Annotated in this window: 9 protein-coding genes; 3 read left to right on the forward strand and 6 right to left on the reverse strand. The window is 69.3% G+C overall.

The features are described 5' to 3' along the window. Nucleotides 1-436: 436 nt before the first annotated feature. The 6 genes from pgl to tkt form a co-directional block, all read right to left on the reverse strand. The gene (gene pgl / locus P3102_RS13730) at nt 437-1,192 is read right to left on the reverse strand and encodes a 6-phosphogluconolactonase (RefSeq protein ID WP_276369460.1); all 756 of its coding nucleotides are present in this window, start codon (nt 1,190-1,192) and stop codon (nt 437-439) included. Further along, complete coding sequence (gene opcA, locus P3102_RS13735; RefSeq protein WP_276369461.1) at nt 1,189-2,202, reverse strand: glucose-6-phosphate dehydrogenase assembly protein OpcA; 1,014 nt, start codon at nt 2,200-2,202, stop codon at nt 1,189-1,191. Before opcA ends, pgl begins: the two co-directional genes overlap by 4 nt. Beyond that, nucleotides 2,199-3,728, reverse strand: a complete 1,530-nt coding sequence (gene zwf, locus P3102_RS13740) for a glucose-6-phosphate dehydrogenase (RefSeq protein ID WP_276369462.1) — start codon at nt 3,726-3,728, stop codon at nt 2,199-2,201. The genes opcA and zwf overlap by 4 nt, the downstream gene beginning before the upstream one ends. Beyond that, nucleotides 3,725-5,344, reverse strand: coding sequence for a glucose-6-phosphate isomerase (locus P3102_RS13745; RefSeq protein WP_276369463.1), 1,620 nt, complete (start codon nt 5,342-5,344; stop codon nt 3,725-3,727). Before P3102_RS13745 ends, zwf begins: the two co-directional genes overlap by 4 nt. Nucleotides 5,345-5,353: 9 nt before the next feature. After that, nucleotides 5,354-6,466: a transaldolase gene (tal, locus tag P3102_RS13750; RefSeq protein ID WP_276369464.1), complete on the reverse strand. Its 1,113-nt coding sequence runs from the start codon at nt 6,464-6,466 to the stop codon at nt 5,354-5,356. 71 nt (nt 6,467-6,537) lie between these two features. After that, nucleotides 6,538-8,640: a transketolase gene (gene tkt, locus P3102_RS13755; RefSeq protein ID WP_276369465.1), complete on the reverse strand. Its 2,103-nt coding sequence runs from the start codon at nt 8,638-8,640 to the stop codon at nt 6,538-6,540. A 300-nt stretch (nt 8,641-8,940) separates the two neighbouring features. Here tkt and P3102_RS13760 point away from each other — a divergent pair, with 300 nt between their 5' ends. The 3 genes from P3102_RS13760 to P3102_RS13770 all read left to right on the forward strand — a co-directional run bounded on the left by P3102_RS13760 (nt 8,941) and on the right by P3102_RS13770 (nt 13,175). Continuing rightward, nucleotides 8,941-9,954, forward strand: a complete 1,014-nt coding sequence (locus tag P3102_RS13760) for a heme o synthase (RefSeq protein WP_276369466.1) — start codon at nt 8,941-8,943, stop codon at nt 9,952-9,954. A 382-nt stretch (nt 9,955-10,336) separates the two neighbouring features. Continuing rightward, the gene (locus P3102_RS13765; protein WP_276371159.1) at nt 10,337-12,592 is read left to right on the forward strand and encodes a UvrD-helicase domain-containing protein; all 2,256 of its coding nucleotides are present in this window, start codon (nt 10,337-10,339) and stop codon (nt 12,590-12,592) included. 10 nt (nt 12,593-12,602) lie between these two features. Beyond that, nucleotides 12,603-13,175 (forward strand): FKBP-type peptidyl-prolyl cis-trans isomerase, encoded by a 573-nt coding sequence (locus P3102_RS13770; RefSeq protein ID WP_276369467.1) that lies wholly within the window; start codon nt 12,603-12,605, stop codon nt 13,173-13,175. The last annotated feature ends 21 nt before the right edge of the window (nt 13,176-13,196 follow it).

Raw genomic sequence — 13,196 nt, forward strand, 5'->3', positions numbered from 1 at the left:
ACGCGCAGGAACGAACAAATGTGCGGATGCTAACGGGTGGATCTGCGAGGACGGTAAGTTTCCCCCAGTCGGGCTAGCGACTGTCCGGTCACTTTCCGTTCCGCGAACAGGTGCCTGAACGTTCGGTCGGTCGAGGCGCTGACCGGACCACCCGGGCCCGGTGGTCCGTTGATCGTTCCGGCGCGCGGTCGAACCTTCTCTGCCGCCGAAACCGGCAGGACTCGATCTTGGTCACTTTCCGCCCCCAGACGGTCACAGAAGGCGTGATGCCATAAATGCCTTCTTCACTACCTTCAGGTTAGGCAAGGAAATCGTCATGGACTTCCGCCATGGGGGTGTCACCCGCCGCGTACGTCTCCCCGCAGCCTTCCACCCCCAGAAGCGCGTGAAGCCCCCTTCCCTCGGCCGAGGGAAGGGGGCTTCACGCGCGAAAGCATCAGCCCGCAGGCGTTTGATACACCTTCGTCAGCTTCGAGGCGGAACCCCGGTCCAGCAGCCAGAGCGTGCGACGGCTGCCGCGTGCTCCCGCCACCGGGAGCTGGACCTCGCCCACCCCGGCCAGCGCCTGCGCGACGGCGTCCGCCTTGGCGTCGCCGCCGGTGACCAGCCAGATGTCCTGCGCGCGACGGATCGCGGGCAGGGTCAGCGAGATCCGGGTCGGCGGCGGCTTCGGGCAGTCCCGCACCGCGACGACCGAGCGTTCCTTCTCGTGGACCGCCGGGCTCTCGGGAAAGATCGAGGCGGTGTGCCCCTCGCCGCCGAGGCCCAGCAACATGATGTCGAACGCCGCGTCGTCGGCCGCCAGAACCTCCGCGTAGGCCGCGGCCGCCGCGTCGACGTCGTCGCCGAACTCGCCGTCCGAGGGTGCCATGGCGTGCACCCGCTTCGGGTCGAGCGGGACGTGGTCGAGCAGCGCCTCGCGGGCCTGCTTCTCGTTGCGGTCGTCCGAGTCCGCCGGGACGAAGCGCTCGTCGCCCCAGTAGAGGTCCAGACGCGACCAGTCGATGGCGTCACGGGCACTGGAGTCGCGCAGTTCACGCAGGATCGCGATCCCGGTGCCGCCGCCGGTGAGCACCACCGAAGCGGAACCCTTGGCGGCCTGGACGTCGACGATCCGGGTGACCAGCCTGGCCGCCGCGGCGGCGGCCAGGAGGTCCGGGTTCTCGTAGACGACGACCTCGGTCTTGCTCATGAGGTGCTCTTCGTGGTCGTGGCCTTGGTGTCCCTGGCAGGGGCGGTCTTCACCGGAGCCGCCTTCTTCACCGGAACGGCCTTGACCGCGGTGCCCGACGAGATCTTGCCGAGCCCGTGGAGCGAAGCCTCGTAGACCTCGTCCGGGTCGAGCCGCCGCAGCTCCTCGATCAGGCAGTCCTTGTTGTTCCGCCGCTGCAGGGCGATGCGGCGCGTCGGCTGGCCCGGCTGGGTCAGCATGCCGACCCGTCCGTCCGGCCGGTGCAGTTCCACCGGGCCGGACCGCCGGTCCAGCGTCACCGAGATGATGCCCGCGGCACCGTTGCTCTTGACTCGCTTCACCGGCACCTTGAGGTACTCGGCCAGCCAGCCGGCGAGCAGTTCGGTCGACGGCGAGTCGGCCTCACCGGTCACCGTCGCGCCGGTGACCTTCTCATGCGGTGGAAGGTCCAAAGCGGACACCAGCTGCGCGCGCCAGCTGGTCAGCCGCGTCCACGCCAGGTCGGTGTCACCCTCCACATAGGCCTTCGCCCGGGTGGTGAGTGCTCTTATGGGCGCCTTCTCCGCCGCCGAGTCGGTGATCCGGCGTTGCGCCAGCTCGCCGAGCGGGTCCTGGGCCGGAGCCTTCGGACCGGTGCCCGGCCACCAGGTGACGATCGGCGCGTCGGGCAGCAGCAGCGGCACGACCGCGCTCTGGCCCTGCGAGGCCAGCGGACCGTAGAGCCGCAGGACGATGACCTCGCTCGCGCCGGCGTCGCCGCCGACCCGGATCTGGCCGTCGATCCGCGGCGCGGCGGTCCGCGCGCCCTTGGCCACCACGATCACCCGCGAGGGGTGTTCCCGGCTGGCTTCGTTGGCGGCTTCGATCGCCTCTTCGAGCTTGTCGTCGTCGTCCGCCACGATGACCAGCGTCAGCACGCGGCCGAGCGCCACCTGACCGCCCTGTTCGCGGATCTCGACGAGCTTCTTGTTCAGCTGCGACGTCGTGGTCGACGGCAGGTCGATGATCACGGACGCCTCCAGTTCCGGCCGGTACGTTCCAGCATTTCGTCCGCGGACGGCGGTCCCCACGAACCGGGCGGGTACGCCTCGGGTGCGCCCTTCTTGGCCCAGTGGTCGAGGATCGGGTCCAGGATCTCCCAGGACAGTTCGACCTCTTCGTTCACCGGGAACAGCGACGGTTCGCCGAGCAGCACGTCCAGGATGAGCCGTTCGTAAGCCTCCGGCGAGGACTCCGTGAACGCGTGCCCGTAGCCGAAGTCCATGGTGACGTCGCGGACCTCCATCGTGGTCCCCGGTACCTTCGACCCGAACCGCAGCGTGATGCCCTCGTCCGGCTGCACCCGGATCACCAGCGCGTTCTGGCCCAGTTCCTCGGTCGAGGTGGAGTCGAACGGCAGATGCGGTGCCCGCTTGAACACCACGGCGATCTCGGTGACCCGGCGGCCCAGCCGCTTGCCGGTGCGCAGGTAGAACGGCACCCCGGCCCAGCGGCGGTTCTGCACCTCCAGCGTCACCGCGGCGTAGGTCTCGGTCGTCGAGTCCTTCGCGAAACCGCCTTCCTGCAGCAGGCCCGGCACCTTCATACCGCCCTGCCAGCCGCCCGCGTACTGCCCGCGCGCGGTGGTCTCGTCGAACGGCTCCAGCGGCTTGGTCGCCGAGAGCACCTTGACCTTCTCCGCGCGCAGAGTGCGCGGGGCGAACGAAACCGGCTCCTCCATCGCGGTCAGCGCGAGGAGCTGCAACAGGTGGTTCTGGATGACGTCGCGTGCGGCGCCGATGCCGTCGTAGTACCCCGCGCGGCCGCCGAGGCCGATGTCCTCGGCCATGGTGATCTGCACGTGGTCGACGTAGTTGGCGTTCCAGATCGGCTCGAACAGCTGGTTCGCGAACCGCAGCGCCAGCAGGTTCTGCACCGTCTCCTTGCCGAGGTAGTGGTCGATGCGGAACACCGACTCCTCGGGGAAGACGTCGTTCACGATCCCGTTGAGCTCCTTGGCGCTCTTGAGGTCGCGGCCGAAGGGCTTCTCGATGACGACACGGCGCCAGGTGTCCTCGCTCGCCTCGGCGAGGCCGGAGCGGGCGAGCTGCTTGGTCACCACCGGGAACGCGCTCGGCGGGATCGAAAGGTAGAACGCGGTGTTGCCCCCGGTACCGCGTTCGGCGTCGAGGTCCTTGACCGTCTGCGCGAGCCGGTCGAAGGCGTTGTCGTCGTCGAAGGTGCCCTGGACGAACCGGATGCCTTCGGCGAGCCGGTTCCACACCGACTCCTTGAACGGCGTCCGCGCGTGCTCCTTGACCGAGTCGTGCACGAGTTCGCCGAAGTCCTGGTGTTCCCAGTCCCGGCGGGCGAAACCGACCAGCGAAAACCCGGCGGGCAGCAGCCCTCGGTGGGCGAGGTCGTAGATCGCCGGCATCAGCTTCTTGCGGGCGAGGTCGCCGGTGACCCCGAAGATCACCAGGCTGGAGGGCCCGGCGATCCTCGGCAGCCGCTTGTCGCGCGGATCGCGCAGCGGGTTGTTCCAGGCACGTGTCACTCGCCGGCCTCCTGTACCGCGCGAACCAGTTCGGCCAGGCCGGCGGCCCGGTCGGTGAGGTGCAGGCGCAGCACCGGGCGGCCGTGCTCCGCGAGCACCTGGCCGTCGCCGAGTGCCTGCGCGTGCTGGAGCACGCCGAGCGTGTACGGCCGGTCCGGGACGTCGAGATCGTCTTCGACGGCGCCGGTGATCTGCAGGAAGACACCGTTCTGGTGCCCGCCCTTGTGGTACTGCCCGGTCGAGTGCAGGAACCGCGGCCCCCACCCGAAGGTGGTCTGACGGCCGGTGCGCTTGGCGATCTCGCCGCGCAGGACCGCGGTCGACGCGTCATCGAGCCGGTCGAGATACGCCTGCACCGCGATATAGCCGTTTTCGGGGGCGGAAGCGAAGAAAGCCCGCAGGATGTCCGCGAGCTTCCCGTCCGTGGCGACGCCTGCCGAGCCGAAAACCTCGACCGCGCCGTCCACAGTGGACGGCTGCTCGCCGCCCTCGAGCGCGTCCGGGTTGTCCAGCAGGGAGCGTGCGGCCTTCTTCGCGGCCTCGACGTCGGGCTGGTCGAACGGGTTGATCCCGAGCAGCCGTCCGGCGAGCGCGGTGGCGAACTCCCACAGCAGGAACTGCGCGCCGAGCGAGCCGGTCACGGAGATCTTCGCGGCGCCTTCCGCCGGTCCGACCGCCACCGGGGTGGCATCGGCCTTGGCGTCGGCGAATCCGGGAGCGCTCGGGCCCTCGACGGCGACGGGCAGGAGCCCGGTGCCCTGCTTGCCGGTGGACTCGGCGATCAGCTGCTCCGCCCAGTCGGCGAAGCCCTTGACCCCGGAACCCGTGTCGCCGATGACGACCTTCTCGGCTCCCTTCTCATGCGCCGCCACCCACGCCGCCGCGAGTGCGACCGCGGGGTTGTCCACGGAGTCGGCGGCCAGCTCGTCGGCCACCGAAGCGGCCTGGTCGAGCAGGCGGGCGACGTCCGCGCCGGCGAGCCCGGCCGGGACGAGCCCGAACGCGGTCAGCGCCGAGTAGCGGCCGCCGACGTTCGGGTCGGCGAGGAAGACCTTGCGGTAGCCCTCCTTCGCGGACAGGTCCGCGAACGGCGAGCCGGGGTCGGTGACGACCACGATCCGCCGGGCCGCGTCGATGCCCGCGTCGGCGAAGGCCTTCGCGAAGATCCGCCGGTGGCTGTCGGTCTCGACGGTGCCACCGGACTTCGACGACACGACGATGACCGTGCGCTCCAGGTCACCGGCGAGCGCGTCGGCGACCTGACCCGGATCGGTGGTGTCGAGGACCGTCAGCGCGACACCCTCGGTCGCTACGATGACCTCGGGGGCCAGCGACGAACCGCCCATGCCCGCGAGGACGACGCGGTCGACGCCCTCGGAGCGCAGGTCGGTCCGCAGTGCCTCGATCTCGCCGATCAACGGCCGCGAGGACTTGTGCAGCGTCGTCCACGAGAGACGGATCGACGCTTCGGACTCGGCTTCGGGACCCCACAGTGTGGCGTCCTGGGACGCCAGTTTCGATGCGACCTGGTCGGCGACGAGCCGCTCCGCGAACGGAGCGGCTTCGCCGGCCAGGGCGGCGTCGACGATTTCGACGCCGGTCGTTTCCCCTGCCATGGTCGGTGATCAGTCCTTTGCTTTTTCGAGCTGCCCGGTGACGGTCTCGAGAAGCTCGGTCCACGACTTCTCGAACTTCTCGACGCCCTCGTTCTCCAGCGTCAGGAAGACGTCGGTGATGTCGATGCCGACAGCGCTCAGCTTGTCGAAGACGGCTTGCGCGTCGGCGCCCTTGCCGGTCACCGTGTCACCGGTGACTTCGGCGTGGTCCGCGGCCGCGTCGAGGGTCTTCTCCGGCATCGTGTTGACCGTGTCCTTGACGACGAGCTGGTCCACGTAGCGGGTGTCGGAGTACTGCGGGTCCTTCACGCCGGTGGAGGCCCACAGCGGACGCTGCGCGTTCGCGCCCGCCTCCGCGAGTGCCTTCCAGCGGTCCGAAGCGAACAGCTCCTCGAACGCCGCGTACGCCAGGCGCGCGTTGGCGATGGCGGCCTCGCCGCGCAGCGCGGTGGCCGCCTCGGTGCCGATCGCGTCGAGCCGCTTGTCGATCTCGGTGTCCACCCGGGACACGAAGAACGACGCGACCGAGTGGATGCCCTTGAGGTCGTGGCCGTTGGCCTTGGCCTGCTCGAGCCCGGCGAAGTAGGCCTCGATGACCGCCCGGTACCGCTCGACGGAGAAGATCAGCGTGACGTTGACGCTGATGCCCTCGGCCAGGGTCTTGGTGATCGCCGGGAGGCCCTCTTCGGTGGCCGGGATCTTGATCAGCACGTTCGGCCGGTCCACGGTCTTCCACAGGTCCTGCGCCTCGGCCGCCGTCTTGTCGGAGTCCTTGGCCAGCCGCGGGTCCACTTCGATGGACACCCGGCCGTCGACCCCGTTCGTGGCGGCGTAGACGTCGCGGAACAGGTCCGCGGCGTTGCGCACGTCGGTGGTGGTCAGTTCGCGAATGCTGGCCTCGACGTCGGCGCCGCGGGCCGCGAGCTCGCGGGTCTGCTCGTCGTACGCCTCGCCCTTCGACATCGCGTTGGCGAAGATCGTCGGGTTGGTGGTCACGCCCACGACGTGCTTGTCGCGGATCAGGTCGGCGAGGTTGCCGGTGTTCAGGCGTTCACGGGACAGGTCGTCGAGCCAGATCGAAACGCCTGCCTCGGACAGCCGCGCGAGCTTGTCGTTGCTCATCTGAGTCCTCTCAGTGGCGCGAAGCGCCTCAGTTAAGGGTGGGTGGTGGGGATGAGGTGGCAGCATCCCCTTCAGTTCTTGGTGTTGGCGATCGAGCGACGGGCGGCGTCGACGACGGCTTCCGCGGTGAACCCGAACTCGCGGAACAGCGTGGCGGCGTCGGCCGAAGCACCGAAGTGCTCGATCGAAACGTTTTCCCCGGCGTCACCGGTGAAGCGGTGCCACGACTGGGCGACACCGGCTTCGACGGAGACGCGTGCCTTGACCGACGGCGGGAGGACGGAGTCCTTGTACGACTGGTCCTGCGCGTCGAACCACTCGACACACGGCATCGAGACGACGCTCGCCGGGATGCCGTCGGCTTCGAGGGTCTTGCGGGCCTCGACGGCCAGCTGGACCTCGGAGCCGGTCGCGATCAGCACGACCTCGGGACTGCCGTTGGACGCCTCGGCGAGGACGTAACCGCCTCGCTGGACGCCCTCGGCGCTGGTGCCCTCCAGCACCGGCACGTTCTGCCGGGTCAGCGCGAGGCCCGACGGGTGGTGGACGTCCTCCAGGACGGCCTTCCACGCGTACGCGGTCTCGTTGGCGTCCGCCGGGCGGACGACGTTGAGACCGGGGATGGCGCGCAGGGCGGAGAGCTGCTCGATCGGCTGGTGGGTGGGGCCGTCCTCGCCCAGGCCGATCGAGTCGTGCGTCCACACGTAGGTGACCGGCGCCTTCATCAGCGCGGCCAGCCGCACGGGCGGGCGCATGTAGTCGGAGAAGATCAGGAACGTCGCACCGTAGGGCCGGGTGCCGCCGTGCAGCGCGATGCCGTTGAGGATCGAGCCCATCGCGTGCTCGCGGATGCCGAAGTGCAGCGTCCGGCCGTAGGGGCTGGTCTTCCACATCTCGGTGGAAGCCTTCTCCGGGCCGAACGAGTCGGCCCCCTTCATGGTGGTGTTGTTGCTCTCCGCGAGGTCCGCGGAACCGCCCCACAGCTCGGGAAGCGGCTCGGCGAGCGCGTTGAGCACCTCGCCGGAGGCCTTGCGGGTCGCGATGCCCTTGGCGTCCGGCTCCCACTTCGGCAGGTTGTCCGCGAAGCCTTCGGGCAGCGTGCGGGTCGACATCCGGTCCGCGATCTTCTTGCGCTCCGGGTTGGCGGCGCCCCACGCCTCGAACTTCTCCTGCCATGCGGCGCGCGCGGTCTTGCCGCGATCGACGGCCCGGCGGGTGTGCGCGATGACCTCGTCGTCGACCTGGAAGGTCCGCTCCGGGTCGAAACCGAGGATCTCCTTCACCGCGGCGACCTCTTCGGCGCCGAGCGCGGCACCGTGGGCCTTGCCGGTGCCCATCTTCTTCGGCGCCGGGTAGCCGATGACGGTCTTCAGCGCGATGAACGACGGGCGCTCGGTCTCGGCCTTCGCGGCCTTGATGGCCTCTTCGATCGCGACGACGTTCTCGCCACCCTCGACGACCTGGGTGTGCCACCCGTAGGCCTCGTAGCGCTTCACGACGTCCTCGGACAGCGCGATCTTGGTGTCGTCCTCGATCGAGATCTCGTTGTCGTCCCAGAAGACGATGAGGTTGCCCAGCTCCTGGCGGCCGGCGATCGAGGAGGCCTCGGCGGTGACGCCCTCTTCGATGTCACCGTCGGAAGCGACGACGTAGACGTAGTGGTCGAAGATGCTCTCGCCCTGCGGGGCGTCCGGGTCCAGCAGGCCACGCTCGCGACGGGCCGCCATCGCCATGCCGACCCCGTTGGCCAGACCCTGGCCGAGCGGGCCGGTGGTGGTCTCGATGCCCTTGGTGTGGCGGTACTCCGGGTGACCCGGGGTCTTCGAGTCCCACGTGCGCAGCCGCTTCAGGTCTTCCAGCTCCAGGCCGAACCCGGCGAGGTACAGCTGGATGTAGAGAGTGAGGCTCGAGTGACCGGCGGAGAGGATGAAGCGGTCACGGGCGGGCCACTCGGGGTCCGCCGGGTCATGACGCAGCGTCCGCTGGAAGAGCGTGTACGCGAGCGGCGCCAGGCTCATCGCGGTACCGGGGTGACCGCTGCCGCAGTTCTCGACCGCGTCCGCGGCGAGCACCCGCACGGTGTCGACGGCCCGCGTGTCGAGGTCGGTCCAGTCGGCGGGCACGTTACGCCGGAGGAGTGGGTTCTTCTCGCTGGTAGAGGCGGTTTCGGACACTGAACTCGAACTCCCCGTCATCAGGTTGTGGCTTCTCTTCCCTCATGGGTAACCCATGTGTACCGCTACTAATCTCAATCGATCCGGAAGGGACGATATTCCTGGTCCGGGCCGTTCGCAGGGGCACGCCGCGAGCTACCGCGGCCAGCCTAATGGTTCGGCCGGTCGAGGACCCGCGATCACCCTGTGGAAACAGCACGTCTAACATCGGGGAAGGGTTCAGAACACTCCGGATCCGGGGCCGCCACATCACCCGGAAGCCTGGTGGGCCCCGCCCCGAAAACTGACGCAGGGAGTGAAATGTCGTTGGTGAACGCTGCGCACGGACGCAGTGACAGCACCAGCGCCGTACATCCGACCGGTGGGCGAGGGTCGCTTGCGGACCCGAGCCACGGGGACGGAGCGCACGGTGGCCGGCGAACGATCCGCCAGGTCGTCGGCGCGTACGCCGCCCTCGCGAAGCCCAGGGTGATCGAGCTACTCCTGGTCACCACGATTCCCGCGATGTTCCTGGCGGGCCGCGAAATCCCCTCGCCGTGGCTGGTGCTCGCGACCCTCGTGGGCGGCACCATGGCCGCCGGCAGCGCCAACGCGTTGAACTGTGTCATCGACGCGGACATCGACAAGGTGATGAACCGCACCAAGCGCCGCCCGCTGGTGAAGGAATCGGTGCCTAGGCGCGGCGCGCTCGTCTTCGGCCTCGTACTCGGTGTCCTGTCGTTCGTCGTGCTCTATTTCACGGTGAACCTGCTTTCGGCGATCCTCGCGATCGTGACGATTCTCTTCTACATCTTCGTCTACACGCTGGTGCTGAAGCGGCGTACGTCACAGAACGTGGTCTGGGGCGGCGCGGCGGGCTGCATGCCGGTCGTCATCGGCTGGGCCGCCGTCACCGGAACCGTCGAGTGGCCGGCGTTCGTGATGTTCGGCGTCATCTTCTTCTGGACCCCGCCGCACACCTGGGCGCTGGGCATGAAGTACCGCGACGACTACGAGCGCGCCGGCGTGCCGATGCTGCCGGTGGTCGCCACCCCGCAGCACGTGGCGCGGCAGATCGTCATCTACTCGTGGGTGATGGTCGCCTGGACGCTGCTGCTGGTCCCAGTGACGAGCTGGATCTACACGACGTTCGCGATCCTGGCGGGCGGCTGGTTCCTCTTCTACGCGCACAGCCTGAACGCGGCGGTGCGGCGCGGTGAGGAGACCAAGCCGATGTCGCTGTTCCACCGGTCGAACACGTACCTGATGATCCTGTTCGTCGCGCTGGCCGTCGACTCTGCCATCGGCCTGCCCGTCATCGGCCTGCCTTTCTGATCTTGTACGCGTGAAGGCCCCCTTCCCCGGCTCAGCCGAGGGAAGGGGGCCTTCACGCGTGTCGGAGGAAGGCGGCGGCGAGGGTTCGCTCCAGGGGGTCGAACCTGTCCGGTCGCAGGGCTGTGGTCGCTCTGTGTAGGCGGTTTGAAGTCCGTGAAGGCCTCCTTGAGGGACCCAGAGTCCCTCAAGGAGGCCTTCACGGACTTGCCACCCCCACGACACCTGTGCCGCGCTGCTTCACGAGAACGTCGTATGGGCACGGGTCTGCCCCTTGCGGCCTTCCTCCCGGTCCGGGTGACCGCGAGGGAATGCGATGATGGCGGGCGCCGTTGTACTCCGATCGGCCCCTGTCCCACCTCTCGAAAGCAGGCTGCTTTTGTCCGTGTCCCCGGACCGGGAACTCGACGCGCTCGAGCGGGACGTCGCGCTCGAGCAGCAGTACGTCACCACCCTTTACCGCAAGCTCGACGTCGAACGCGCCGACGCCCAGCGCAGGCTCGACCGGACGCTGCGCCAGACCGGCGGCACCCCGCAGGCACGCACCGAACGCGACGTCGCCACGACGCTGTACACCGACAGGCTCGCCCAGCTGAGCTCCGTCGAGCAGGGCCTGTGCTTCGGCCGCCTCGACTTCCTCCCCGAGCACGCGGAGGAGACCACCTACATCGGGCGGCTCGGGCTCTTCGACGAGGACGACGACTACCGCCCGCTGCTCGTCGACTGGCGCGCGCCGGTCGCGCGGCCGTTCTACCTGGCGACCGCCGCTTCACCCGAAGGTGTCCGCCGCAGGCGGCACATCCGGTCGCTGAGCCGGAAAGTCGTCGGCGTCGACGACGAGATCCTCGATCTTTCCGCCGCGGACCAGGGCCAGGACCTCGGTCTCGCGGGGGAGGCGGCGCTGCTGGCCGCGCTCGAACGCCGTCGCACCGGTGAGATGAGCGACATCGTCGCCACCATCCAGGCCGAGCAGGACCGCATCATCCGCGCGACGCCCAACGGCGTTCTCGTGGTCCAGGGCGGGCCGGGCACCGGCAAGACCGCGGTCGCGCTGCACCGTGCCGCGTATCTGCTCTACACGCACCGGCAGCAGCTCACCACACGCGGCGTGCTCGTGGTCGGGCCGAACAGCACCTTCCTCCGCTACATCGGGCAGGTCTTGCCGTCACTCGGCGAGACCGGTGTGCTGCTGGCCACGATCGGGCAGCTGTACCCGGGCCTGGACGCCACCGGTCCGGTCACGCGTGCGGCCGCCGAGGTCAAGGGCCGCGCGGTGCTGGCCGACGTGCTGGCCAACGCCGTCCGCGACCGTCAGCGCGTGCCGGAACCGGTGCTGGAGATCGAGTTCGAGCGCGAGATCCTGATGCTCGACCGCAAGACCTGCACCGAGGCGCGGACGCGGGCCCGCCGCTCGCGCCGTCCGCACAACCTCGCCCGGCGGATCTTCGTCTCCGACCTCCTCGACGCGCTGACCCGGCAGGCCGCCCGGAAACTGGGAGAGGACCTGCTCGACGCGCGCGACGTCCAGGACATCCGGGCGGAGGTCGCCGCCGACAGGAACGTGGCCGCCGCGATCGACGGCCTGTGGCCGACGCTCACCCCCGAGGTCGTGCTCGACGAGCTGTTCGCCGACCGCGAACGGTTGCGCAGCGCGGCCGGGAAGGCCTTGTCCGAAACCGACCGCGAGCATCTCTACAGCCCGACGGACGCGAAGTGGAGCCCGTCGGACGTCCCGTTGCTCGACGAACTCGCCGAACTGCTCGGCGAGGACGACACCGAAGCCCGCGCCGAGCGCGCCCGCCGCGAACGGGAAGACCGCGCCTACGCGGAAGGCGTACTCGACATCCTCGAACAGGACGAGGAGATCGTCGACGAGGAGCTGCTGCGCGTGGGCGACGTGCTCGACGCCGAACTGTTCGCCGAACGCCAGCAGCGCCGCAGCGAGATGACCGCGGCGCAACGGGCCGCGCAGGACCGGACCTGGACCTTCGGGCACGTGATCGTCGACGAGGCGCAGGAACTGACCGCCATGGACTGGCGGTTGCTGATGCGCCGGTCCCCGAACCGGTCGATGACGCTGGTCGGCGACGTCGCGCAGACCGGTGCTTCCGGCGGTGCGCGATCGTGGGGTGAAGTGCTTGCGCCCTATGTCGCCGACCGCTGGCGGCTCGAAGAGCTGACGGTGAACTACCGGACCCCGGCCGAGATCATGGCCGTCGCGTCCCGGGTGCTCGCCGACGTCAATCCGGAACTGGAAGCGCCGGTTTCCGTGCGGGAGACGGGTTTCGAGCCTTGGCTGCGTTCCGTGGAGCCGGCTGCGCTCGGCGCCGAACTGCCGGCGATCGTCGAGGCCGAACTGTCCGCCGTGGACAGTGGGACGGTCGCCGTGCTGTGCCCGGCCTCCCGGGTCGCGCCCGTCTCCGAGACGCTCGGTGAGGTGGGGGAGCGGGTGTCGGTGATGGCGGTGGACCGGGCGAAGGGCCTGGAGTTCGACTCCGTGGTGCTGATCGCGCCGGACGAGGTCGTCGCCGAATCGCCACGCGGGCTCAACGATCTTTATGTGGCCCTGACCAGGGCGACCCGTCGGATGGGCGTAGTGCAGACCGGTGACCTTGTTCCGGCGCTGAAGGGTCTTGGCTAAGGTCGGCCGCATGCGCACATTCGGCAAGATCGTGGTCATCGGCGCGGGCGTCCTCGCCCTGGCGGCCTGTGGCGAGAAGCAGAACACCGCAGGTTCCGCCCAGTCGTCCTCCGGCGCGGCCCCCGCGTCGGCGTCGTCTTCGGCCCCGGCCGCCCCGAAGGGCAAGGAATGCACGGCGGAGGACGTCAAGACCACCGGGAAGTTCGGGGAGGCGCCGACCATCACCATCCCGGACGACTGCGACCCGCCGAAGAAGCTCATCACCAAGGATCTCGAGCCGGGCACCGGTGAGGGCGCCAAGGCGGGCGCCAAGCTCAAGATGAACTATTCGCTGGTCACCTGGTCCAACAAGCAGAAGCTGGACAGCTCGTTCGACCGCGGCGAGCCGTTCGACCTTGCCCTCGGCGCCGGTGACGTCATCAAGGGCTGGGACCAGGGCCTCGAAGGGATCAAGCAGGGCGCGCGGCGGCTGCTGATCATCCCGCCGGACCTCGGCTACGGCCAGGGTGGCAACGGCATCGCGCCGAACGAGACCCTGGTGTTCGTCACCGACGCGGTGAGCGTCCCGACCGACAAGGGCTGATCGGGGCTTCCGACGGACCGC

The sequence above is a fragment of the Amycolatopsis sp. QT-25 genome (assembly GCF_029369745.1).
In the GTDB taxonomy this organism is placed as follows: Bacteria; Actinomycetota; Actinomycetes; order Mycobacteriales; family Pseudonocardiaceae; genus Amycolatopsis.